Below are 24,301 nucleotides of genomic sequence, written 5' to 3'. Positions count from 1 at the left end.
GGAAATAAACAATGACAATCGAAATTAATGTACCTGATATCGGTGCTGATGAGGTTGAAGTAACTGAGATTCTAGTTAACGTTGGCGACAAGGTTGAAGAAGAGCAGTCACTGATCACTGTTGAGGGCGACAAGGCTTCAATGGAAGTTCCTGCGTCTCAAGCGGGTATTGTTAAAGAAATCAAGATTGCTGAAGGTGATTCAGTAACGACAGGTTCTTTAATTATGATTTTTGAAGAAGAGTCAGGTGCTGCGACAGCACCTGCCGCTCCAGCTGTTGAAGCCGCTCCTGTAGCAGCTCCAGCGGGTGCTTCTGAGCTTAAAGAAGTTCACGTACCTGATATTGGTGGCGATGAAGTTGAAGTAACTGAAATCATGGTTGCGGTTGGCGACACAGTAGAAGAAGAGCAATCACTTCTTACTGTTGAAGGTGACAAAGCCTCTATGGAAGTACCGGCTCCATTTGCAGGTACAGTGAAAGAAATTAAAGTAGCATCTGGTGATTCTGTATCAACAGGCTCTCTTATCATGGTCTTTGAAACTGGCGCTAGCGCTCCAGCAGCACCTGTTGCGGCAGCACCAGCGGCTGCGCCTGTTGCGACAGCTTCTGCTGTACAAGAGGTCAACGTACCTGATATCGGCGGTGACGAAGTTGAAGTAACTGAAATCATGGTTGCCGTTGGCGATACAGTAGAAGAAGAGCAATCGCTCATTACTGTTGAAGGTGACAAGGCTTCTATGGAAGTTCCTGCACCGTTTGCGGGTACTGTAAAAGAAATCAAGATTGCTGAAGGTGATTCAGTGACTACGGGTTCTTTAATCATGGTTTTTGAAACAGCGGGTGGCACAGTGGCTGCGGCTCCTGTTGCTCAAGCAGCTGCTCCAGTAGCGGCACCTGCACCTGCTGCGGCGCCAAAAGCGGCAGCACCTGCGCAAGCGAACGATTTCCAAGAAAACCATGAGTACACTCATGCGTCTCCAGTCGTTCGTCGTCTTGCTCGTGAGTTTGGTGTTAACCTTTCTAAAGTTAAAGGTACTGGTCGTAAGAACCGTATCCTAAAAGAAGACGTACAGTCTTTCGTTAAAGACGCGCTAAAACGTCTTGAATCAGGTGCAGCAGCATCTGGTAAAGGCGACGGCAGTGCACTTGGCCTACTACCTTGGCCTAAAGTGGACTTTAGCAAATTTGGTGATACTGAAGTTCAGAAGCTTTCTAAGATTAAGAAAATTTCTGGCGCTAACCTGCACCGTAACTGGGTAATGATCCCGCACGTTACACAGTGGGATAACGCAGATATCACTGAGCTAGAGAAGTTCCGTAAAGAGCAAAATGCATTTGAAGCTAAGAAAGACTCTGGTATCAAGATCACACCGCTAGTGTTCATCTTGAAAGCAGTAGCAAAAGCACTGGAAGAGTTCCCTGCATTTAACTCATCTCTTTCTGAAGATGGCGAAAGCATCATTCTTAAGAAGTACGTGAACGTTGGTATCGCAGTTGATACACCAAATGGTCTAGTTGTTCCTGTCTTTAAAGACGTGAACAAGAAAGGCATTTACGAGCTATCAGCAGAGCTTGCAGCGATTTCTAAGAAAGCACGTTCTGGCAAGCTAACCGCTGCTGATATGCAAGGTGGCTGTTTCACTATCTCTAGCCTAGGTGGTATCGGTGGTACTGCATTTACACCAATCGTGAATGCACCAGAAGTCGGTATTCTTGGTGTTTCTAAGTCAGAGATGAAGCCTGTATGGAATGGCAGTGAGTTTACTCCTCGCCTAATGCTTCCATTATCGCTATCTTATGATCACCGTGTAATTGACGGTGCAGAAGGTGCTCGATTTATCACCTTCTTGAACCAATGCCTAAGCGATATTCGTCGTCTGGTAATGTAAGAAAAGAGAGCAGCTCGAAGGAGCTGCTTTTTGTCGCAAATATTTAACAAAATTGGGCGCAACTACGATAAGTTTGCGCCGAATTGTTGTATAGCTCACAGCCTAAATGGAATTAGTTTTCTCTTAGTTTACAAATTTGTAAACTGGAGTGACGCAAAATCCAATTAGCCTGTTAGGGATAATGACTACAAGAGGTCAAAATGAGCAAAGAAATTAAAGCCCAAGTTGTAGTACTTGGTTCAGGTCCTGCTGGATACTCTGCTGCTTTCCGTTGTGCAGATTTAGGTCTTGAAACGGTACTGGTTGAACGCTATAGCACCCTAGGTGGTGTTTGTCTAAACGTGGGTTGTATCCCATCAAAAGCACTTCTTCACGTATCTAAAGTTATCGAAGAAGCAAAAGCCATGGCTGAACACGGCGTTGTTTTTGGTGAACCAACGACAGATATCGATAAAATTCGTATCTGGAAAGAGAAAGTGGTTGATCAGCTAACTGGCGGCCTTAACGGCATGGCTAAAATGCGTAAAGTTACTGTAGTGAATGGTTACGGTAAATTTACCGGTCCTAACACTATTCAAGTTGAAGGCGAAGAGTCGACAACTGTGACTTTTGATAACGCAATCATTGCTGCGGGTTCTCGCCCAATCAAACTGCCGTTCATTCCACATGAAGACCCACGTATTTGGGATTCTACGGATGCACTTGAGCTGAAAGAAGTACCAGAGAAACTGCTTATCATGGGTGGCGGTATCATCGGTCTAGAAATGGGTACGGTTTACCACTCTCTAGGTTCTAAAGTTGAAGTTGTAGAGATGTTTGACCAAGTTATCCCGGCTGCGGATAAAGACATCGTTAAAGTCTTCACTAAGCGCATTAAAGACAAGTTCAAGCTAATGCTTGAAACTAAAGTCACTGCGGTTGAAGCGAAAGAAGACGGTATCTACGTTTCAATGGAAGGCAAAAAAGCTCCAGCAGAAGCTGAGCGTTACGATGCGGTTCTTGTGGCTATCGGTCGTGTACCAAACGGCGCACTTATCGACGCTGAAAAAGCGGGTATCGAAGTGGATGAGCGTGGTTTCATCAACGTTGATAAGCAAATGCGTACTAACGTACCGCACATTCACGCTATCGGTGATGTGGTTGGTCAACCTATGCTTGCGCACAAAGGTGTGCATGAAGGTCACGTAGCGGCAGAGGTTATCTCTGGTAAGAAACACTACTTTGACCCTAAAGTGATTCCTTCAATCGCTTACACAGAGCCAGAAGTGGCATGGGTAGGTAAGACTGAGAAAGAAGCAAAAGCTGAAGGTATTAACTACGAAGTTTCTACTTTCCCTTGGGCAGCTTCTGGTCGTGCAATCGCATCAGATTGTGCTGACGGTATGACTAAGATGATCTTTGATAAAGATACTCATCGCGTAATCGGTGGTGCTATTGTCGGTACTAACGGTGGTGAACTTCTTGGTGAAATCGGTCTAGCTATCGAGATGGGTTGTGATGCAGAAGATATCGCATTGACTATCCATGCTCACCCAACACTACACGAATCTGTAGGTTTGGCTGCTGAAGTATTTGAAGGCTCTATTACTGACCTTCCAAACAAAAAAGCAGTGAAAAAGAAGTAATTGATTAACTTCTGAAAATTAAGATTCATTATAAAACCCAGCGCTTTCGCTGGGTTTTGTTTTTCTGTTTGAAAATTTGTTTGTTACAATGCCCGCCTATTTTAAGCTCAACAGATTTTAACCCGCTAGAATAAGTAGTGAGTGACTATGATTAATTTCAATATTATACCTTCACACTTATCGCTATAGTTGATGCGATCCTAGTTAACGAGAGAACAGTATGAAACATACCGTAGAAGTAATGATTTCTGAACAAGAAGTTCAGGAACGAGTGCAACAGCTTGGCGCTCAAATTAATGAGCACTACAAAGACAGTAAAGAATTGGTTTTAGTTGGACTTCTACGTGGTTCATTCGTTTTTATGGCCGACTTATCTCGTGCTGTAACGGTGAACCATAGTGTCGACTTTATGACAGCGTCTAGCTATGGCAACAGTATGGAAAGCTCTCGTGATGTCCGTATTCTTAAAGATCTTGATGATGATATTAAGGGTAAAGATGTCTTGCTTGTCGAAGATATTATCGATACGGGTAATACCCTAAGCAAAGTGTGTGAGATCTTGTCGATTCGTGAGCCAAACTCAATTCAAATAGCGACTTTATTGGATAAACCATCGCGCCGTGAAGTGAAGGTTGATGTGAAGTGGATTGGTTTTGAAATTCCAGATGAGTTTGTTGTGGGTGTTGGCATCGATTACGCACAAAAATATCGTAATCTTCCATACATCGGTAAAGTGATCCCATTATAAAATTTGGGCTATATCATTGAATAGAAACAAATACTCAGCATGAGTATTTGTTTCTTTAAACGCTAGAACTTAATCTTGGCCTAGTATTTTTGCCATCGCTTTCGGGAAGTTTTCTTCTAAGCTTTCATGGCTAGAGCAACGCACTCCAAGATCTTCCAGCTTGCCATCACTGATACCGTAAACAACACCGTGAATTTCAACTTCTTGGCCTCGCTCCCATGCAGATTGCATAATGGTTGAGTTTGCTAAGTTATACACTTGTCCTGCCACGTTGATTTCGCACAGCTTATCAGTTCGGACTTCTGGAGGCAGTTTATCTAGCATATCGCGATGTTTCAGGTATAGGTCGCGAATATGCAGCAGCCAGTTATTAATTAAGCCCAGTTTTGGATTTTCAATTGAGGCATTTACACCGCCACAGCCATAGTGACCACAGATAATAATGTGTTTTACTTTGAGGACATCTACCGCATATTGCACTACAGATAAGCAATTTAAATCCGTGTGTATTACTTGGTTAGCAACGTTGCGGTGAACAAACAGTTCTCCTGAAAATAGGCCGGTAAGACGCTCTGCAGGAACTCGGCTATCAGAACAGCCAATCCATAGGAAATCAGGGCTTTGTCCTTGTGCTAGAGTAGAAAAATACTCAGGTTGGTCGTCTTTGAGTGATTGTGACCATTTAGAATTGTTTTCAAACAAAAGTTTAATTTCTGGCATGTTAAGTCCTTTTTTATATATACAGTTACTATACCTAAAATATCGTCAAATCAAATCGGATTTGTGACAAATAAACATTGAGAAATTCACAATATATGTATGCATTAGAAATAGATAATCTACGTAAAACCTATAAAGGTGGCTTTGAAGCATTAAAGGGGGTCTCTCTTCGTGTGAAGGAGGGGGATTTTTATGCTCTGCTTGGGCCAAACGGTGCAGGTAAGTCGACCACTATCGGTATTATTTCATCATTGGTGAATAAAACATCAGGAGATGTTTCCGTATTTGGTCATAATCTAAGCCAAGATTTAGAGTTAGCCAAGCAGTATCTTGGGTTAGTACCGCAAGAATTTAACTTCAATATGTTTGAGACCGTAGAGCAGATTGTGATGCAACAAGCGGGCTACTATGGCGTCTCCAGAAGTGAAGCAAAACACAGGGCGCAGAAGTACTTAACTCAGCTCGACCTATGGGAGAAGCGCCATGAGAGAGCTCGTAGTCTATCTGGTGGTATGAAACGTCGATTGATGATTGTGCGTGCTTTAATGCATGAACCTAAGCTTTTGATCCTTGATGAGCCGACCGCTGGGGTGGATATTGAACTGCGCCGCTCAATGTGGGAGTTTTTGCAAAAGATCAATAAAGAAGGAATCACCATAATCCTGACCACTCACTACCTTGAAGAAGCCGAAATGTTGTGTCGCAATATTGGTATCATCAATCGCGGTGAGCTGATCGAAGATACCAGTATGAAAAGCCTACTCAATAAGCTACAGGTAGAGACCTTTATTCTTGATTTAGAAGAAGGAGCACAGCCTGCTGCACTGGAAGGTGTCGTGAATCAAAACCTAATTAATGGTTCTCTTGAGATTGAACTCAAGAAAGAAGAAGGGCTTAATCATGTGTTTTCTCAATTGACTGATGCAGGAATTAAAGTGCTCTCAATGCGCAATAAAGCCAATCGCTTAGAAGAGCTGTTTGTCACTATAGTTCGAGACCAAACAAAGGAACAACAATAATGTACGCGGTATATTGGACAGCATTTAAAAGCTTACTAAGAAAAGAAATTAATCGATTTACTCGCATTTGGGTGCAAACGCTAGTCCCACCTGCGATTACGATGACGCTCTACTTTATCATTTTTGGTAATTTGATTGGCTCTCGTATTGGCCAAATGAACGGCTTTAGTTATATGGAGTACATCGTACCAGGCCTTATTATGATGAGTGTCATCACTAACTCTTATTCTAATGTGGCTTCTTCTTTTTTTAGCGCAAAATTCCAAAAGAACATTGAAGAGCTATTAGTGGCCCCAGTACCCACTTATGTCATCATTGCTGGCTTTGTTATGGGTGGCGTTGTTCGTGGATTATTGGTCGGCACTATAGTGACTTTAGTGTCACTATTTTTTGTTGATTTAAACGTGCATCACTGGGGACTGATCATTGCCACGGTATTTTTAACTTCAGTAGTATTCTCATTAGGCGGCTTAATCAATGCCGTATTTGCGGGTACATTTGATGATATCTCGATTATTCCAACTTTTATCCTAACCCCCTTGACCTATTTAGGCGGCGTCTTCTATTCCATCAATTTATTGCCTGATTTTTGGCAAGCAGTGTCAAAAATTAACCCGATTGTGTATATGGTTAATGCCTTTAGGTATGGATTCTTAGGTGTTTCAGATGTCGATATTGTGAGCTCATTTACGGTGCTTGTAATCTTCGTTGCGGTGCTGTTTGCCATTGCTTACCGACTTGTAGATAAAGGCATTGGCTTAAGAAGTTAATGTATAGCTAAGTCTCTATGATTAAATAAAAAATGGCAGTTTAACTGCCATTTTTTATGGAAGACAACTAAGCATTCTCAAGGAGGTTCTACGTAATTACAAAGCTTTCAAATGTTGCAATGATCTGCATGCTATCTTGAAACTCGATCATTCTTAACTCGTCCGGAATATTCTTCTCTATATAACGTAAAAATTGCTTGTCGTATGTTGCGTAAAACTCCATGTATTCAGCAGGCGAGTTTGGGGTTGTTTTTACGATAACCAGTTGTCCCGATGCGGGTTTCTTTTGGTGATCAAAATACAGATACCCTGCATGGTTGATCTTGCCAATAGGTTCACTTTGCCAAATGGTAAAAATACTGGGCTTATTCCCTGTCGGGCACATAAAACGTGGAATAGTGTCACTTTTCGATACCTTGACTAGGAGATTTTCAATACTCTGATTTGTTAGATCATTAAGCAAAAGTAGTGGTGCACCAGCACGCCTTTGGTGATCTATTTCATCCTCTCTATTTATTGGACCCTCTCCAGTCAACAACCATTCAATACGACATTTTAGGTGTCTGCTCAGTAACAGTGCACTATCGGCCATGATAGATTTTTCTGGATGACGCAAAATATTGGTGATGACAACTCGGCTCACTCCCGATGCTTTAGCCAGCGCTAAATTCGATGGGATATTTAGATCATGCATGCGTTTTTCAATGTTCTTTGCCAGAACAGATTGTGTAGATTGCATACCTTCCTCTGTCAGTTTTAAGTGTCACGACCAATACGTATATCCGCGCATTTTATTCCTTTTAAAAAATAGAAAATGTGACGCCTAACATGTTTTTGAAATCATCCTATCTGGTTAATTAACCATCCATTTTTGGTAAATGGCACTTAACTTGCTGATATAAAAGCACAATTCAGCAATTACCATTTATGGTAACTATGTATGCGCTTATTGACGATGCGAAATGAATTTATGGGTATATATTAGCTCTCGAGATGAATCGTTCGATAACAGGTATGTATCGTTCGTTTTTAAATTATTTTTTCTTGAGCGAATTGAGCAAAGAAAGGCGTAGGAAGATGAGAAAATTAACTTTAGTGGCTGCAGCCGTATCTGCAATTATTTCAACCGGTGTATTGGCAAATGACTCTGTTCAAAGCAATCAGGTTGGGGATCAATCAAGTTCAATCACTGTTTTATCACACAGCAAAAAGATCAACGCTGTACAGACTACTCCACAAGTTAGTACTTATTTGACTGCTACACGAAAATCAAAAATGCAGCAACCGACTCAATTACCACAAGCTACGCCGCAAACTATTGCTCAGACTGCTAACTTACGTTCAGATACAAACGCGAATGATATAAGAACAGTGAATGGTGTAGCGACTCGTGCAGAAAGTAAAGCCGATATGGCTAAATTAGCAGCGGAAGCGAATGCTCAAGTCATTGATGTAACTCAGCAAGTTGTACATGTGAATACTCAAATTGCTGAAGCAGCAGATACTCGTTCAGCTAACAATGCGAATGAAGTTCAAACAGTAAGTAGTACAGCAACTCGTGCGGAAGATAAAGCCGATATGGCTAAATTAGCAGCAGAAGCGAATGCTCAAGCCATTGATGTAACTCAGCAAGTTGTACGTGTGAATACTCAAGTCGCTGAAGTTGCGGATACTCGTTCAGCTAACAATGCGAATGAAATTAAAACAGTAAGTAGCACAGCAACTCGTGCGGAAGATAAAGCTGATATGGCTCAATCCGCAACTGAGGCGAATGCCCAAGTGATTGATGCAACGCAACAAGTTGTGCACGTGAACACGCAAATTGCTCAAACAGCTGATTTACGTTCAGCCAATAATGCGCAAAGTATCACTACTAATACCAAAGCAATTGATTCAAATACTCAATTAGCTAACACAGTAGATACTCGCTCAACAACCAATGCACAGCACATTGCGTCTAATACATCACGTATAGATAGCAACGCTTATGCTATTGACCAAAATACGCAAAGCATTGAACAAAACAGCCAAGATATTAAAAGCTTAAGAGCGGATCTTGAACAACAAGCTAAAATTATGGACGGTGCAATGGCGCAAGGTATTGCTACCAGTTCTTTGGTTATGCCTTACAACGTTGGCAAAATTAGTACAACGGTTGCGTTAGGTCACTCTGGTGATGCAAATGCGATTGCTGGTGGTGTGGGTATCCGCTTTACTGAAAACTTCACTGCCCGCTCTAATGTTGCATACGATACTGGTTCTGAACATGTTTCAATTGGTGCCGGTGTGGGTTATGAATGGTAATCATCTCCGACTTTAATCTTTAATCAAAAAAGGATAGCTAACGGGCTATCCTTTTTGTTTATGGCTCGTTAAATTCAAGAATTTTATAAGGTAGATCATCGTTTAATATAATGCGTATTCCTGAACGCTATGCATTTGTTTTGTCAATGAAAATATGTTGATCACCGCTGTTAATTGTGATGTTGTTCACGAGTACGGCTTATGTTCTATTTTTATTTTGCAAAAAAAGGTATTTACTCAGGCGTAGTATTGTTGATTTAATGGCAGCCTATCTATACTAAAAGACAACAACATGACACACACAACTTCTAGCGATGAGTCGGTAGTATCCACTCAAAGCACACCTTTACAGAAGCTTTCTATTGCAGTCGTTGCAATCGTGAGCTTTGTTGCCATTGTTTCCCCTAGTTATCTGCCAGTGAACTCTGTTTTGCTTTCTATTAGTTTAATGATTGCAATGTGTTTGCTGCGCCTACCAGTGCCTGTAGCGTTAATCGCCGGGGCGATTGTTGGCGGTTTACATAGCGGGCTAGATATTCATGAATCGATTGGCGCGATTAATGATAATTTATCTGAAGGCGCGCAAGTGGGTATGACCTACGTAATGATCGGTGCCTTTGCGGTTGCATTAGCACGCAGTGGGCTTTTGGATATGTTAGCGGATAAGATGAGCGGCGCGGTTTCTCGTGGCGTAAAATCAAGCTCGTTAAAATGGGGTTTATTTTCAATATTCATACTGGCATCTATTATGTCGCAAAACGCAGTTCCGGTTCATATTGCGTTTATTCCCGTCATGATCCCGCCACTTCTTACCGTTTTTAACCATCTTAAAATCGACCGTCGAGCTGTAGCTTGTATCATTGCTTGTTCGATTAGTGTCAGTTATTTATTGCTGCCAACTGGTTTTGGTGCGATTTATCTGTTTGAAATTCTGTTACCGAATATCAATTCATCAGGTGCGGACTATGGGTTGGTTGTTCAAGCAGGACAAGTACCAAAGGCAATGTTCTTGCCTGTAATGGGTATTGTTGCTGGTATGCTAGTTGCAGTATTCATCACTTACCGAAAACCTCGTGAGTACGATGATGAAATTACCAATAAAATGGTGTTTCGTTCTGAAGCGACAAAACTGAAATTTAAAGAATTGATGTTTGTGATTGCCGCTGTTGCGGTCGCTTTGATCTGTCAGATCGAATTTGATTCTTTGTTATTAGGCGCAATGATAGGCTTCGTACTATTGAGCTTCTCAGGGATCTTCACTTGGCAACAACAAGATGACGTGTTCACTGAAGGTATGCGTATGATGGTGCAAATCGCCGTTATTATTACCATTGCTTCAGGTTTTGCTGGGGTGCTGAATGCGACCGGTGAGATACCATCACTCGTAGAAGCCACTAAAGCTCTGATTGGTGACAACAAAGCCGTTGGCGCATTATTGATGCTACTGGTAGGCTTGTTTATTACTATTGGTTTTGGTGACTCTTTTGCCAGTGTACCTATTCTTGCTCCTATTTACGTACCATTGGCACTATCGTTAGGCTTTTCGCCAGCCGCGACTATTGCCTTACTGGGCGCATCAGCAGCACTTGGTGATGCGGGCTCGCCAGCGTCAACTATCTCTCTTGGGGTGACATCGGGTTTAAATGCCGATGGACAGCATGACCATATTCGAGATTCGGTGATACCCACCTTCTGTCATGCCAACTTTGGTATGGTGTTATTTGCTTGGATCGCCGCTTTGGTTCTATAGAGAACCTATAAGCCGTTAAATAAAACAAGGGCCGCTTCATATGAAGCGGCCCTTGTTTTTTTATAGCTTTAAAGCTTGCTTATTTTAGCGTTACAACCACATTATCAATCAGTCGCACTTGACCTAAGAAAGCGGCGATTAAAATGACGGCTTCTTTAGTGTCGGCATTGACCTCGCCAAGGGTTCGAGCGTCGCAAATAAACAGCTCATCTGGCTTCATTTCCGCATCCACAATCGCAGCTTCACCAAACTGAATCGCTGATGGAACGTCTAGTGGGTTAGCCAGTAAATGATCGGCCATTTTGTGCATGGCTTGGGCAAGGCGCGGAGCAATAGCTCGCTCTTGCTCGGTTAGGCGATTATTACGAGAGCTCATCGCCAGACCATTTTCTTCGCGCACGATAGGCACTGGAATAATTTCGATATCCATTGCCAAGTCTTCAACCATTTGGCGAATAACTGCCACTTGTTGGAAATCTTTTTCACCAAAGCAGGCAATGTCAGGCTGAACCAAATTAAATAGCTTGGATACAATTGTGGTTACGCCACGGAAATGCCCTGGACGTGATGCGCCTTCTAGCATGTCGGAAAGTACCGGCACTTCCACAAAGGTGTGTTTGTCTAGCCCTTGAGGGTAGATGATCTCTGGCGTTGGAGTGAACACCAAAGCCGTACCTTGTTCTTCCAGTAATGCTAGATCTTGCTGTAGCGTTCTTGGATAGTTTTGCAAATCTTCTGGATTGCCAAACTGCAATGGATTAACAAAGATGCTGACCACAACCACGTCTGCGACTTGCTGCGCTTTGCGCACTAAAGTGAGATGACCTTGGTGCAAGTTACCCATGGTTGGAACAAAGCCGATGGTTTTTCCTGCTTGTTTAAACGCACGAATTTGCTGACGAAGTTCAGCAGTGTTATTGACAGTTAACATGTTCAGCTCCTAAGCAATGGTATGATCAGGACCTGGGAAGGCACCCGATTCCACATCGGTAATATACTTAGTGACTGCTGAACGCATATCGCCGGTTTCTGCTAGGAAGTTTTTAGAGAATTTAGGCATGTAGTTGGCAGCAATACCGAACATATCGTGCATAACCAAAATTTGACCATCGGTTACGTTGCCTGCGCCAATACCGATAACCGGTACATTTAGCGCTTGAGTAATGCGTTCAGCCAATGCCGAAGGAACACACTCAAGTAAAATGATTTGTGCGCCAGCCGCTTGTAGCTCTAGTGCATCTTTAACCATTTGATCCGCTTGTTCTTGATCGCGACCTTGTACTTTAAATCCGCCAAAGATATTAACCGATTGTGGTGTTAACCCTAAGTGAGCACAGACAGGCACAGCGCGTTCAGTCAGCATGCGCACGGTAGGAGCAAGCCAAGAACCACCTTCTAATTTCACCATATTTGCACCCGCTTGCATCAGCTTACCTGCTTCTAAACAGGCTTGCTCAGGGGTGGCATAGCTCATGAATGGCATATCAGACATAAGCAAACTATTTGGGCTACCTGCACGTACACAGCGCGTATGGTAAGCAATATCTTCAACAGTAACAGGAAGTGTGTCAGCTTTACCTTGCAGTACCATTCCTAAAGAGTCACCAACGAGGAGCACGGGCATCTCTTGTTGTTCAAATAGTTGAGCAAAACTTGCATCATAAGCCGTTGAAGAGGCAAATTTACGCCCTTCTTCTTTTAGCTTCATTAGCGTATTAATGGTTACTTTTTTCATTTCTGTGCCTTTTTCTGGAAGTTGGGACTTAACCCCACACTTGCAAACCGTTTCTATCGACTGACTCTACGAGTTTGTTGAGTGCACTTCCGTCTGGAAGTATTAAGTTTGATTCTATTTCTTGCAGAGGATAAAGAACGAACTCTCTAACCTTCATACCATAGTGAGGTACGACTAAGCGAGGGAGGTCAATGACTTCATCACCGTAGAGGATAATATCGAGGTCGAGTGTTCTCGGCCCCCAACGTTCCTCTTTGCGCACGCGCCCTTGTTCGTTTTCGATCTTTTGTGTGTTATCCAAAAGTTCGATAGGGGATAAGTCAGTTTCAATCTTAACTACCGCATTAATGTAGTCAGGTTGATTCTGAGGCCCCATAGGCGTGCTGCTGTACAGTGATGATGCTTTTATCACGCGGCTGTTGGGCAGTGACTCCAAGCTCTTAATCGCTTGTTGAGCTTGTGCTATTGGGTCACCTAGGTTGCTGCCTACGGCAATATACGCAGTAATCATTAACTGGATTTCTTCGGTTTTTTCTTAGCAGGACGACGACGGCGACCACTGCCAGAGCGGTTACCTGAAGCGCCAAGATCCGTCACCATAGCTTGACGCATGTTGCGACCTGAATGTTGAAACGTATGCCACCATTGCGCCAGTTTTTGAGTGTCGCCTTGTTCTACTTGACCGCGCATCTCTAAGAAGTCAAAGCCAGCTCTAAACTTGTTTAATTCAAGTAGGCGGAAAGCACGTTTACCTGAACGTCTTTCAAGGCGAGACTGTAATTGCCACACTTCTCTGATGGTGGCGGTATGACGACGTGGGATAGCGGTACTACGCACTTGTTCATCAAGAATGTAGTTGCCTGCGGTCATCATGGCATCGTAATGGCTCATGCCTTGCTGATTCATCAATCGTTCGGCGTAGGCTTCGACTGGATACCACAACATAGCGGCAAACATAAAGGCAGGGTTAACTCGCTTGCCTTCCGCAATGCGCTGATCGGTCGACTCTAAAACCAAATCAATCATTTGTTCCGTTTTAGAGTTTTCTTCTTCGGTAAACAGTTCAGCCACTTGCGGGAATAAATGCTCAAATAGACCAAATTCACGCAATAAGTCGTAAGTGTCCAGTCCGTGGCCTGATTGCAGAAGTTTTAGCGATTCTTCGTACAAACGTGCCGCTGGAATGCCTTGTAGTAAAGGCGATAAGTAGTTGATTGGATCAGCGGTTTCAAAGCTGATGTCCATGTCCAATTTTGAGGCAAATCTTACCGCGCGAAGCATGCGCACTGGATCTTCGCGATAGCGAACCTCAGCATCACCAATTAAACGCACCATGCCTTCGTTGAGGTCACGCATGCCGTTGGCATAGTCATGGATGGAAAAGTCTGCGATGTTGTAATACATGGCATTGATAGTGAAATCACGACGTTCTGCATCTTCATCAATAGATCCATACACATTGTCACGCAATAACATCCCTTCTTCGGATTGAACGGAAGTTTGCTTTTCGGGCTGTTGGTGATGGCCTCTAAAAGTGGCGACTTCAATAATGTCGCGACCAAAGATGATGTGAGCAAGTCGAAAACGTCGTCCGATTAAGCGGCAGTTACGAAACAGTAGCTTAATCTGCTCTGGGGTAGCATTAGTGGCAATATCGAAATCTTTTGGTATTTTCCCAAGAAGAAGATCACGAACACCGCCCCCTACTAAAAATGCATCGTATCCAGCTTTTTGTAATCGATACAATACCTTGAGTGCATTCTCGCTGATATGCTCTCTAGAAATATTGTGCTGGTCTCTTGGGTAAACGTTAAGGTCTATTTTCCCAACTGAGTTAGTGGTATCGAAATCAGATGTCATCGAGTTTGTCAGTTTCTTTTTTAGTAGGAACAAGAAGGCAATACATCATATTGCACTCCATAAGAGTTTGGTTTGAATGAGCTTCAAATCCGCGCATATAATAGCCTAGCTGATGCGATTTGAGAACAAGGTTGTGATTTGAGTCGCTTTTGGCAGCTGCTCAAGATGCCAGTGCTTAACTCCCCAAGCTAGAATTTCATCAATATTTGCCGTTTCTATCTGTTTTGGAAGCACAAAACCAAGAAATCGCATCGCGCAAATTAAAGTAGGGATTGGATCAGATAAGCTGATGCCTTGTGCGTGATTTTGCTTCGATAATTTAGCGCCATTTTCCGTCACCGCAAGAGGAAGGTGTAAATACTGCACAGGCTTTGCACCCAGTAGTTGATAGAGGCTGATTTGTCGCCCAGTCGGCTCAATTAAATCTGCGCCACGCACCACTTCGGTCACGCCTTGCTCAATATCATCAATCACCACCGCCAGATTGTAGGCAAATAGCCCGTCACGACGTTTTATAATGAAGTCTTCTGCGGCAATGGCGCTTGGAAGAGTAATCTTACCTTGTTTAAGGTCGACAAATTCAGTGACTGGAGCGTCTATTTTGATGCGGATAGAACAGTTGTCTGCGGTCAGGTTTTTATTTCGACACTGCCCTTGGTAGTAGCTACCGGCGGCTTTAATCTGCTTGCGAGTACACTGACAGTAATAAGCTTGTTGTTTACTCAGCCATTGCTCAATTTGCTGCTGATAAAGTTCGTGTCTGTGACTTTGATAAACCACCTCACCATCCCAATGTAGATGATAGGCTTCCAATGTTTCTAGGATGAGTTTAGCCGCGCCTGGCATTTCTCTAGGAGGGTCTAGGTCTTCCATGCGAACCAGCCAATCACCGCGCTGAGATTTGGCTTGAAAGTAACTGCCTAATGCCGCGACTAAAGAACCAAAATGCAGTGGGCCTGAAGGGGAGGGTGCAAATCGTCCAACGTATTTCATACAAACTTTTTACCGCAAAAAGGGAGCCAAGGCTCCCTTTGTACCAATCGTAGCAACTAACTTATCATCCTAGCGGGTTAAAAGGCTATGTCTGATGCTGTCATTACCGTGATTGGCATTAGTTTAAAACTGTAATGCTCAATTAGCCTTGCATTTGCTTTTCTTTTAGCTCAGCAAGGGTTTTACAATCGATACATAGATCCGCTGTTGGGCGAGCTTCAAGGCGACGAATGCCAATCTCAACACCACATGAATCACAGAAGCCGAATTCGTCTTCTTTAATCTTGTTCAGCGTTTTCTCAATTTTTTTGATCAAACGACGCTCACGGTCACGGTTACGTAACTCTAAGCTGAATTCTTCTTCCTGTGATGCACGGTCAACAGGATCAGGGAAGTTAGCTGCTTCGTCTTGCATGTGTACAACGGTACGTTCTACATCAGTACGCAATTGGTCGCGCCAAGCTCCTAAAATTTTTGTAAAGTGAGCCATTTGCTCTGGTGACATGTACTCTTCACCAGCAATTTCTTTGTACGGCTCGACGCCTGCTATGGCTAGAATGCCTAGCGCTTTTTTCTTAGATTCTGGCATACCGCATCTCCTAGTAACCTTATCGAACCACAAGTGGTCTAATTTTAAGGCGGGTATCTATAGCAAAAAGTCCCTGACTAAGCAACAAAGTCTATAAGTTACATGTTTAAGTATACGTATAATTGTGAACAGTTCGGCAATTTAATCCCCTATATAGGGCAACTTACGCGAAATTTGCACACATTCAACGGACAGGTCTGCTTTGTAACAAATTACTTCTACACCGGCCTTTTGGGCTTGTTCAAGTAAAACTGAATATTGGCCATCTATATGGAGTGCCGGTGACACTTTTTCAATGCCTGAATGCAAAACAATGAATAAAAGTACCGCTCTTTGTCCTGATTGTTGAACTTCCATCAATTCTCGAAGGTGCTTTTGACCTCGAGTAGTGACCGCGTCAGGGAACTGTCCTAGTTGCTCTTCTTCATCGGACAGCAAGGTAACGCTTTTGACTTCTACATAGCAATCCGCTTTGTTTTCATCGCTTAATAGAATATCAATACGGCTATTTTCAGAACCGTATTTTTGTTCGGTTTTGAGATCTTTATAGCCTGACAGCTCACAAATAACCCCATTGTTAATCGCTTCAACCGCCAAAGTATTGGCGCGAATAGTATTTACGCAAATACGGTGGCCTGCTTTAGTCTCGCTAAGCTCCCAGCTATTCGGGTATTTACGTTTAGGATTATCCGAGGTGGAGAACCACACTTTACTGCCAGGCTCAGCGCACCCGGTCATCGCGCCGGTATTGGCGCAGTGGATGGTGATTTCAGAACCATCATCTAAGGTGAGGTCTGCAAGAAAACGCTTATAGCGTTTGATCAAAGTTCCGCTTTGTAAGGGAGGAGAAAATTCCATTTCTAAATCATTTGGGTAGAATTAAAGAAAGGACACATCATGGCATAGGCCCATCTCTTGACTCAAGTACTATCCAATCTGCCCATTAACGCTATCTTAGATGACATCATTGCCTCTTTGCAGCAGCATTCTCAGCTGATTATTCAAGCGCCGCCGGGTGCGGGTAAATCGACCTTTTTACCATTGCAGTTGCTGTTAAACTCCAGTTTCAGTGGCAAAATCATCATGCTTGAACCAAGGCGATTAGCGGCAAAAAGTATTGCAAGTTTTATTGCCAAGCAATTGGCAGAACCGGTGGGTCAAAGGGTCGGATATCGGGTTCGTGGTGAAAGCAAGTGCAGCAATGCCACTCGGCTAGAGATCGTCACGGAAGGCGTATTAACTCGCATGATCCAGTCAGATCCCGAATTAACTGGGGTTGATATGCTCCTTTTTGATGAATTTCACGAAAGAAGCATTCATGCCGATTTGGGATTAGCGTTAGCACTAGAAGTTCAGCAAGTGTTTAACGAGCAACTCAAAATAGTGGTGATGTCGGCGACGCTGGATCAATCCAGCTTACACTCGATTATCCCTGATGCTGCGCTGCATACCTCTGAAGGACGAGGCTTTCCGATAGAGCAGCGCTACGCCCCAGCCAAAGCCAATCAAAATCTGATTGCGTTAATTTGTCAGCAAACCCTAAAAGCATTGCATGAAGAGCAAGGCTCTATTTTGGTGTTTTTACCCAGCATAGGTTTAATTAATGCATGTTTAGAGGCGTTAACTGATGAGTGTTCTGGTGATGCACAGGTCAAAATTATGGCATTGCATGGCGGTTTAGATTTTTCTGCTCAGCAGCAAGCGATTCAAGCAAGCCCGCAAGGGCAAAGAAAAGTGGTCTTAACCACTAACATTGCAGAAACCTCGTTAACCATTGAAGGTGTCAGAATTGTCATCGACAGTGGCTTAGAAAATCGCGCCAGTTTCGATTTAAATAGCGGCGTTACTCGCCTTGAACAAAAGTGGGTGTCGCAGTCATCGGCGGTGCAAAGAGCAGGGCGTGCAGGGCGTACAGAGCCCGGTATTTGCATTCGTCTTTATTCTGAATCTCAGTTTAAACAAAACCCGTCACACACGGTTCCTGAAATTATGCGCAGCGATCTTTCCTCATTAATGTTAGAGGCGGCGCAGTGGGGGAGCTGTGATGTAAGCAGTATGCAGTTTGTCCAGCAGCCGCCAACAGCGGCGGTGAGCGTGGCGTGCGCGCTATTGCAGAGTTTAACCTTGCTGACTCCTGACTTAACCCTGACTCAGCAAGGCAAGAGAGCACTACAATTGGGCTTAGAGCCTCGCCTTAGTGCGATGTTGCTGCGAGTACCCAGTGAATTATTGGATACGGCATTAGCCAGTGCAGTAGTGCTCGAAGAGCCGATGCGCAATAGCGATGATATCGGTTTTCAAGTCGTGCTGTTTGTCGAGCGCAAACACCCTAAGCAGGGGTTGTTAAAAAGGCGAGCGGATACGTTAGCTAAGCGGATGCACAGCTCTTTTACGTTGTCTGCGGTGAAAAGTGCGCAAATAGGAGTCTGTTTAAGTTTGGCCTATCCAGACCGAATCGCTAAGCAACGCAGTGCCAATGGCTCTCAATATCAGTTAACCTCTGGACACGGCGCATTTGTCGATGACAGCAGTCGTTTATCAGGTGATGAGTATCTAGTGGCGGCTTTGTTACAAAAAGGGCGACAATCGTCCAGTAGAATACTGGCTGGCGCACATGTGAGTCGCGCTGAGCTTGAAGCATTGCATACTTTTGAGCAAAAAAAGGTGTTGCAGTGGAGTGATGAAAAGCAATCTCTAATTGCCGAGCAGCAACTTACCTTGGGGCAATTAGTGGTGCAAAGAAAGCCGATGGCAACAGCGGATCTTTCCCCTGAGTTGTTGGCAAGTGGCATGCTCGATTATGTGGCAAAGAAAGGTTTATCCGTTTTGCCGTGGAGCAAAGAGTCGATACTGCTGCGCAGTCGAGTCAACTGTGCCAAGCAATGGTTACCTGAGATGTCATGGCCTGATTGGAGTGACTCAGGGTTACTTAATTCGCTGACGCAATGGTTGTTGCCTTACCTTAGCGGTATTCGCTCAGTTAAGGGCTTACAGACGCTGAATATGTTGGATATTCTGAACGCCACATTGGGTTGGCCAATGAATCAAAAGATAGATGCATTGTTGCCCAGAAGCATCAAAGTGCCTTCTGGATCAACAAAAACACTGCAATACAGTGCAGATCAGCCGCCGAAATTATCGGTTAAACTGCAAGAAATGTTTGGTGAGCCACAATCGCCGACGGTAGCGGAAGGGAGAGTGAAGGTAACCCTTGAGTTATTGTCACCGGCGCAAAGGCCACTGCAAGTGACTCAAGATCTTGCGGGCTTTTGGCAAGGAGCATACAAAGAAGTGCAAAAGGAAATGAAGGGTCGCTACCCTAAACATCCTTGGCCTGATGATCCTGCGTCACACCAAGCCACCAGTAAAACCAAACGTCATTTAAAATAGAAATGGAATCATAGCGTGCCAGAAAAACGGACTCCGCCAAAAACTCGTCAAACCAAAAAAACACCGGCTAAGAAAAAGCCGGTGAAAAAAGCTGCACCCTCAAAACGCAAATCAAAAAACAGCAATCCTAGATCGTGGAAAAAAACGTTGTGGGGAGTGACATGGAAAGCTGGCTTAGCCGGAATTGCTGTATTGGCATTTGTAATGGTCTATCTCAACACGGTTGTGGAACGACGTTTTGAAGGGCAGCTATTTGATTTGCCTACGGTTGTGTATGCGCGCATTTTAAACTTAACGCCTGATGCGAAAATCACGCACTCACAAATGTTAAAAGAGCTGGATGTGTTGCACTATCGAAAAGTGCGTTCACCTAAGTTTCCGGGGGAATACTCGGCCTCTAATAGCAAAATTGAGTTAATACGACGCCCGTTTGAATTTCAAGATGGGCCAGAGCCCGATCGCCATGTCATGCTGTACTTTAATAAAAGTGGTTTGACTAAGATTGAATCGTTGGAGAAAAAGGGCCAACTGGGGTTCTTACGTTTAGAGCCTAAAATGCTAGGGATGTTAGAGAAAAACGTCACTGAGCAAAGGTTATTTGTGAAAAGACAGGATTATCCTGAATTTTTAGTGGATGCATTGATTACCACTGAAGATCGTGATTTTTATCGTCATGATGGGGTTTCTCCAACGGCTATTGCTCGTGCTTTCATGGCGAACATCAAAGCGGGTCGTGCGGTGCAAGGGGGCAGTACCTTAACTCAGCAATTAAGCAAAAATCTATTTTTGACCAGAGAGAAAACCTTATGGCGTAAAGTTCGCGAAGCCTTAATTGCGATCATCATTGATCATCGCTACGACAAAGATCGAATTTTAGAAGCGTATTTAAATGAGGTGTATCTTGGTCAAAGTGCAGGGCAGGCCATTCATGGCTTTGGTTTAGCCGCTCGCTTCTATTTTGGACAGCCTATTCAAGAGCTACGTATTGATCAAATGGCAATGCTGGTGGGACTGGTAAAAGGACCGTCTTACTACAATCCAATACGTCACCCGCAAAGGGCGAAAGAGCGACGAGACTTGATCTTGAAGCTATTGTTAGAGCAAGGATACCTAAGCTCTGAACAATACCAGCAAGCCCTTAATCGAGAGTTGGATCTACAAAAAATACCGAGAATTGCCAGTCGCCAACCTGCGTATTTTCAACAATTAAAAAATGAACTACAGAAATACGTAGGCAGTGACTTTGAGCAACATATGGGACTGCGCCTGTTTACCACTTTAGATCCGGTTTCTCAGTCGATGTTAGAAAAATCCGTACGTGAAACCTTACCTCGGTTGGAAAAAGGCAAACCTTCTCAACTGGAGGCCGCAGCGATTGCGGTGGATAGAAAAACGGGCGAGATACGCGCTATGGTCGGCGGAAGACGTACTGGTTATGATGGCTTCAACCGTGCGTTAAATGCGTCTCGTCAAATTGGCTCTTTGGTTAAACCGGCTATTTATTTAAATGCATTGATGCAACCGGAAAAGTATCAATTAGCTACGACCTTAATGGATGAGCCTATTTCATTGAAAGGCAATAAAGGCAGTACGTGGACACCGAGAAACTTTGATAGAAAATTTCGAGGTAAGGTGCCATTTTATCGCTCTTTAGCGCACTCATTAAATGTTCCTACAGTGCGTCTAGGAATGAGCTTAGGCATTAAAAATGTGCAGCATACAATAGAAACACTTGGCGTTGATGAAGGCGAGATTCGACCTGTACCTTCCATGTTTTTAGGGGCCTTTACTTTAACGCCTTATCAAGTTGCACAAATGTACCAATCGCTGACAAACTCAGGTAAACAAGTGCCATTGACCGCGCTACGAATGGTTAAAAACCAAGAGGATGACGTGATTTATCAATCATTGCCTCGAGCTCGACAAGTGGTTCCAGAGCAGGCTGCTTGGCTGGCTACCTATGCGATGAAGAAAGTGGTCAGTGAGGGCTCAGGCCGTTACTTAACCAATCATTTCTCTCGTTTTGCGTTGGCTGGTAAAACCGGCACCAGTAATGACGGTCGTGATAGCTGGTTTGTTGGGGTTGATGGGCGTGAAGTGGTCACCTTATGGGTTGGCAGAGACGATAATAAAGCGGCGCACTTGACGGGAGCATCTGGCGCGTTGCGAGTGTATGATGATTACTTAAAGCAGCGTGAACCCGAAGTTCTTAGCTTACCTTGGCCTGAAGGCATTCGCACTTTAGGCTATCGAAAACTTGAGGATGGAAGCCTCGCTGTAGATTGTAACAGCCACTTTAAGTTGCCTGTATGGGATGCTAGCGGAGATGCGTTACGTGCTTGCGAATCTAATGCAAAGCCTTGGTTTAAAAAAATATTACCTTGGTAGTGGCAATGAAAGGGCGCAAAGTATGTTAAATTTATACTTATTCTAGTAAATGGATTTATAGGATTTTCAATTGCTTCGTAATGCATTGTTGGTAGGCATAATTGTATTCTTTACATTTGCAGTTAATGCCACCCCCGCTTCGGCGACAGAGATCAATCAAATTACCTCAAAATCACGACCGACTATTGGCGTGGTTTTAGCTGGGGGCGGTGCGAAAGGTGCTGCCCATATTGGGGTCTTAAAAGCGTTAGAAGAGATGCGCATTCCAGTGGATATCATTACAGGTACCAGCATGGGATCGTATGTTGGGGGGTTATACGCCACGGGACAAAGTGCGGATCAGATCCAGTCATACCTTACCGAAGTAGACTGGAATTTAGGCTATCGCGATCAAGTTGATCGTGCCGATCGACGTATCCGTGACAAAGCTTACGAAGATAAATATCAAATTGATGCCGATCTAGGCATTGGTTGGGGAAAAATCAAAACTCCAAAAGGCGTAGTACAAGGGCAAGGAATGCTGCGTATTCTGCGTGAAACCTCTCACTCTCCTCTTAAAGTCGATAGTTTTGATCAATTTGCAATTCGTTACCGCGCAGTGGCAACGGATATCGTTGAGCTAAAAGAAGTGGTGCTCGATAAAGGGTATTTAGTGGATGCTATGATGGCGTCCATGTCCGTGCCGGGCGCATTACCGCCCTATGAATTGAACGGTAAATTGTTAGTCGATGGTGGCGTAGTCAACAATATGCCCGTCGATTTAGCCCAACAAATGGGAGCTGACTACATCATCGCGGTAGACATATCGTCGGATTACAAAAACAAAGAAGAGTTAGCCAGTTTTCTTGATGTAGGGGGACAACTGTCAAACTATTTGGTGAAGCGCGGCACTGTTGATCAAGGGAAGCTGCTTTCCGACCAAGATGTGTTGTTAACGCCTGAAGTGGGGCAGATTGGGACTACCGATTTTAGCGCGATGCCGGAAGCCTACCAGCGCGGTTATGATGACGCGATGAAGCACAAAGCGGAGTTGCAAAAGTTTGCTTTGTCAGAAGAAGACTACGCCGCTTATAAGCAGCAAAAAGAGCAAAAAGCGCAACAGCTTGTTTTTGGTGATGATGTACCTATCGATAAGATTGAAATGGTCAACCAAACTCATTTTGATCCCGAAGTTTTGTATAACCGCCTTGCGTTAGATCCCGAGCATCCGCCCACTTCTGAAGACATAGAAAATGCCGTCTCACGACTGTATGCACTCGATCGTTTTGAAAAGATTACTTATAAATATGAGCAGCAAGATCTTGATAACACTTTAGTGATCGATGTTGATGAAAAAGATTGGGGTCCGAACTATTTAAACTTTCGCTTCTTCCTAGAAGATGATTTTACCACCACCAGTCAGTATGCCATTGGAGCATCGGCTAACTTTACCGACCTTGGTTGGGAAGGTGGCGAAATGCGCACTAGCGCTGAGTTGGGGACTGACAAGTTAATTTCAGCGGATCTCTATACGCCTTTCTTTTCCAATCAGGTGTTGTACAACACGCTGTTAGTGCAATACACCGATGAAAACCGCAATGTCGCACTGACTCACGTACAGCAGGGAGAGATCACCGACTTATCGGATGTGACAAACTACATTCCGGTCACTTATTCAGAATTTAAAGCCGATGCCAGCATAGGTTTGCAACCTGCGCTATGGAATCAGTTATCTGTAGGTATTCGCTATACCACAGGTAAAGCTAAGTTATCGACTTTTGCTTTGGCAGGAGATATTTCATACGATCGTAAAGGCGTTTATATACAGTATGTTGCGGATACTTTGGACGATGCCAGTTTACCGACCAAAGGCTCTTATTTGTTCATGGAATACTTAACTTCCTTTGATAAAGTGGACAACGAGGATTCCAGTTATGAAGAAGAGCGAGTGGATGAATATAAGGTTCGCTGGTTGTCAGCGGTGACCTTTTATAAAAAGCATACCTTTGTCGGGAATGCCGAATTAGGTTTGTTTGATTCTGAGAATGATGTTGCGCCAATCGATCCCTATGATCTTGGTGGTTTCCAACATTTATCAGGTATCCCTCGTAACAGTTTGATTGGTCAAAACAAAGCGTTTGCCATGTTAGTGTACCGTTACCGTTGGTTTGAAAATGACTTTGGAATGTTCCAGTCACCAATCTATGTTGGATTATCCGCAGAATATGGTGGAGTATGGTCTGGTAAAGATAGAAGTGTCAGTGATGTCCCTCTCTTTGTTGCGGGCTCGGCATACATAGGAATTGACTCTCCTATTGGGCCTGTACTACTCGGGTATGGTCAAACAGAAAATGGCATGGGCGCTGGATATCTCTCCATAGGTACCGCTTATAAATAACCGATCAATACAGCGCCATTAACGACAGGGGATGTGTGTTTATAGGCATATATCCCTTAACCATCGGTTTATGAATCATGAGAATAAATTTGAATGTGAGGTTGTAAATCGAGTATAACGATAGGACTCGATTTACCGTTTTAC

19 protein-coding genes are annotated in these 24,301 nt (G+C 43.8%); 10 read left to right on the top strand and 9 right to left on the bottom strand.

Annotated elements, in window-relative coordinates; all coding sequences use genetic code 11:
- Positions 1–11: 11 nt before the first annotated feature.
- The 3 genes from aceF to hpt all read left to right on the top strand — a co-directional run bounded on the left by aceF (position 12) and on the right by hpt (position 4,262).
- Entirely contained in the window at positions 12–1,889 is a 1,878-nt protein-coding gene (gene aceF / locus VEZ01S_RS01435) for a pyruvate dehydrogenase complex dihydrolipoyllysine-residue acetyltransferase (protein ID WP_021712237.1), read from the top strand.
- 200 nt (positions 1,890–2,089) lie between these two features.
- The gene (gene lpdA / locus VEZ01S_RS01430) at positions 2,090–3,514 is read left to right on the top strand and encodes a dihydrolipoyl dehydrogenase (protein ID WP_021712236.1); all 1,425 of its coding nucleotides are present in this window, start codon (positions 2,090–2,092) and stop codon (positions 3,512–3,514) included.
- A gap of 220 nt (positions 3,515–3,734) precedes the next feature.
- On the top strand, positions 3,735–4,262 hold the full coding sequence (gene hpt / locus VEZ01S_RS01425) for a hypoxanthine phosphoribosyltransferase (RefSeq protein ID WP_021712235.1): 528 nt from the start codon (positions 3,735–3,737) through the stop codon (positions 4,260–4,262).
- A 69-nt stretch (positions 4,263–4,331) separates the two neighbouring features.
- Here hpt and can read toward each other — a convergent pair whose 3' ends face one another.
- Entirely contained in the window at positions 4,332–4,982 is a 651-nt protein-coding gene (gene can, locus VEZ01S_RS01420) for a carbonate dehydratase (protein ID WP_021712234.1), read from the bottom strand.
- A gap of 95 nt (positions 4,983–5,077) precedes the next feature.
- Between can and VEZ01S_RS01415 the strand changes: the two genes are divergently transcribed.
- Positions 5,078–6,001 (top strand): ABC transporter ATP-binding protein, encoded by a 924-nt coding sequence (locus tag VEZ01S_RS01415; protein WP_021712233.1) that lies wholly within the window; start codon positions 5,078–5,080, stop codon positions 5,999–6,001.
- On the top strand, positions 6,001–6,771 hold the full coding sequence (locus tag VEZ01S_RS01410; RefSeq protein ID WP_021712232.1) for an ABC transporter permease: 771 nt from the start codon (positions 6,001–6,003) through the stop codon (positions 6,769–6,771). Before VEZ01S_RS01415 ends, VEZ01S_RS01410 begins: the two co-directional genes overlap by 1 nt.
- 88 nt (positions 6,772–6,859) lie before the next feature.
- Here VEZ01S_RS01410 and VEZ01S_RS01405 read toward each other — a convergent pair whose 3' ends face one another.
- Entirely contained in the window at positions 6,860–7,510 is a 651-nt protein-coding gene (locus VEZ01S_RS01405) for a helix-turn-helix domain-containing protein (protein ID WP_021712231.1), read from the bottom strand.
- A gap of 338 nt (positions 7,511–7,848) precedes the next feature.
- On the opposite strand from VEZ01S_RS01405, the gene VEZ01S_RS01400 reads away from it, so the two are divergent.
- The gene (locus VEZ01S_RS01400) at positions 7,849–9,075 is read left to right on the top strand and encodes a YadA-like family protein (protein ID WP_021712230.1); all 1,227 of its coding nucleotides are present in this window, start codon (positions 7,849–7,851) and stop codon (positions 9,073–9,075) included.
- Positions 9,076–9,367: 292 nt separating this feature from the next.
- Positions 9,368–10,825 carry a Na+/H+ antiporter family protein gene (locus tag VEZ01S_RS01395; RefSeq protein WP_084621658.1) on the top strand — a complete coding sequence of 486 codons (1,458 nt, stop codon included), beginning with the start codon at positions 9,368–9,370 and terminating at the stop codon, positions 10,823–10,825.
- A gap of 79 nt (positions 10,826–10,904) precedes the next feature.
- Here VEZ01S_RS01395 and panC read toward each other — a convergent pair whose 3' ends face one another.
- From panC to sfsA, 7 genes are all read right to left on the bottom strand, one after another.
- Complete coding sequence (panC, locus tag VEZ01S_RS01390) at positions 10,905–11,756, bottom strand: pantoate--beta-alanine ligase (RefSeq protein WP_021712228.1); 852 nt, start codon at positions 11,754–11,756, stop codon at positions 10,905–10,907.
- A 9-nt stretch (positions 11,757–11,765) separates the two neighbouring features.
- Positions 11,766–12,560, bottom strand: coding sequence for a 3-methyl-2-oxobutanoate hydroxymethyltransferase (gene panB / locus VEZ01S_RS01385; protein WP_021712227.1), 795 nt, complete (start codon positions 12,558–12,560; stop codon positions 11,766–11,768).
- Positions 12,561–12,588: 28 nt separating this feature from the next.
- Complete coding sequence (gene folK, locus VEZ01S_RS01380) at positions 12,589–13,071, bottom strand: 2-amino-4-hydroxy-6-hydroxymethyldihydropteridine diphosphokinase (RefSeq protein ID WP_021712226.1); 483 nt, start codon at positions 13,069–13,071, stop codon at positions 12,589–12,591.
- On the bottom strand, positions 13,071–14,420 hold the full coding sequence (gene pcnB, locus VEZ01S_RS01375) for a polynucleotide adenylyltransferase PcnB (protein WP_040889896.1): 1,350 nt from the start codon (positions 14,418–14,420) through the stop codon (positions 13,071–13,073). The genes folK and pcnB overlap by 1 nt, the downstream gene beginning before the upstream one ends.
- Before the next feature lie 105 nt (positions 14,421–14,525).
- Positions 14,526–15,413 carry a tRNA glutamyl-Q(34) synthetase GluQRS gene (gene gluQRS / locus VEZ01S_RS01370; protein WP_021712224.1) on the bottom strand — a complete coding sequence of 296 codons (888 nt, stop codon included), beginning with the start codon at positions 15,411–15,413 and terminating at the stop codon, positions 14,526–14,528.
- A gap of 142 nt (positions 15,414–15,555) precedes the next feature.
- On the bottom strand, positions 15,556–16,002 hold the full coding sequence (gene dksA / locus VEZ01S_RS01365) for an RNA polymerase-binding protein DksA (protein ID WP_021712223.1): 447 nt from the start codon (positions 16,000–16,002) through the stop codon (positions 15,556–15,558).
- A 141-nt stretch (positions 16,003–16,143) separates the two neighbouring features.
- A complete protein-coding gene (sfsA, locus tag VEZ01S_RS01360; RefSeq protein ID WP_021712222.1) occupies positions 16,144–16,860 on the bottom strand; it encodes a DNA/RNA nuclease SfsA in 717 nt (238 codons plus the stop codon).
- 57 nt (positions 16,861–16,917) lie between these two features.
- Between sfsA and hrpB the strand changes: the two genes are divergently transcribed.
- The 3 genes from hrpB to VEZ01S_RS01345 all read left to right on the top strand — a co-directional run bounded on the left by hrpB (position 16,918) and on the right by VEZ01S_RS01345 (position 24,157).
- A complete protein-coding gene (gene hrpB / locus VEZ01S_RS01355; protein WP_021712221.1) occupies positions 16,918–19,392 on the top strand; it encodes an ATP-dependent helicase HrpB in 2,475 nt (824 codons plus the stop codon).
- A gap of 15 nt (positions 19,393–19,407) precedes the next feature.
- The gene (gene mrcB, locus VEZ01S_RS01350) at positions 19,408–21,780 is read left to right on the top strand and encodes a penicillin-binding protein 1B (protein ID WP_021712220.1); all 2,373 of its coding nucleotides are present in this window, start codon (positions 19,408–19,410) and stop codon (positions 21,778–21,780) included.
- A gap of 70 nt (positions 21,781–21,850) precedes the next feature.
- Positions 21,851–24,157 carry a patatin-like phospholipase family protein gene (locus VEZ01S_RS01345; protein WP_021712219.1) on the top strand — a complete coding sequence of 769 codons (2,307 nt, stop codon included), beginning with the start codon at positions 21,851–21,853 and terminating at the stop codon, positions 24,155–24,157.
- Positions 24,158–24,301: the final 144 nt, after the last annotated feature.

It is taken from the genome of Vibrio ezurae NBRC 102218, from assembly GCF_000467185.1.
Lineage (GTDB): Bacteria > Pseudomonadota > Gammaproteobacteria > Enterobacterales > Vibrionaceae > Vibrio > Vibrio ezurae.
Note: the sequence above shows the minus strand (reverse complement) of the source record. Positions and strands in the feature narration are given on the sequence as shown.

Coding starts and splice junctions, on each gene's coding strand:
- VEZ01S_RS01400 (WP_021712230.1), top strand. CDS start 7,849: ATGAGAAAATTAACTTTAGTGGCTGCAGCCGTATCTGCAATTATTTCA.
- VEZ01S_RS01415 (WP_021712233.1), top strand. CDS start 5,078: ATGTATGCATTAGAAATAGATAATCTACGTAAAACCTATAAAGGTGGC.
- lpdA (WP_021712236.1), top strand. CDS start 2,090: ATGAGCAAAGAAATTAAAGCCCAAGTTGTAGTACTTGGTTCAGGTCCT.
- dksA (WP_021712223.1), bottom strand. CDS start 16,002: ATGCCAGAATCTAAGAAAAAAGCGCTAGGCATTCTAGCCATAGCAGGC.
- VEZ01S_RS01405 (WP_021712231.1), bottom strand. CDS start 7,510: ATGCAATCTACACAATCTGTTCTGGCAAAGAACATTGAAAAACGCATG.
- gluQRS (WP_021712224.1), bottom strand. CDS start 15,413: ATGAAATACGTTGGACGATTTGCACCCTCCCCTTCAGGCCCACTGCAT.
- aceF (WP_021712237.1), top strand. CDS start 12: ATGACAATCGAAATTAATGTACCTGATATCGGTGCTGATGAGGTTGAA.
- hpt (WP_021712235.1), top strand. CDS start 3,735: ATGAAACATACCGTAGAAGTAATGATTTCTGAACAAGAAGTTCAGGAA.
- VEZ01S_RS01410 (WP_021712232.1), top strand. CDS start 6,001: ATGTACGCGGTATATTGGACAGCATTTAAAAGCTTACTAAGAAAAGAA.
- folK (WP_021712226.1), bottom strand. CDS start 13,071: ATGATTACTGCGTATATTGCCGTAGGCAGCAACCTAGGTGACCCAATA.
- panC (WP_021712228.1), bottom strand. CDS start 11,756: ATGTTAACTGTCAATAACACTGCTGAACTTCGTCAGCAAATTCGTGCG.
- panB (WP_021712227.1), bottom strand. CDS start 12,560: ATGAAAAAAGTAACCATTAATACGCTAATGAAGCTAAAAGAAGAAGGG.
- pcnB (WP_040889896.1), bottom strand. CDS start 14,420: ATGACATCTGATTTCGATACCACTAACTCAGTTGGGAAAATAGACCTT.
- sfsA (WP_021712222.1), bottom strand. CDS start 16,860: ATGGAATTTTCTCCTCCCTTACAAAGCGGAACTTTGATCAAACGCTAT.
- VEZ01S_RS01395 (WP_084621658.1), top strand. CDS start 9,368: ATGACACACACAACTTCTAGCGATGAGTCGGTAGTATCCACTCAAAGC.
- can (WP_021712234.1), bottom strand. CDS start 4,982: ATGCCAGAAATTAAACTTTTGTTTGAAAACAATTCTAAATGGTCACAA.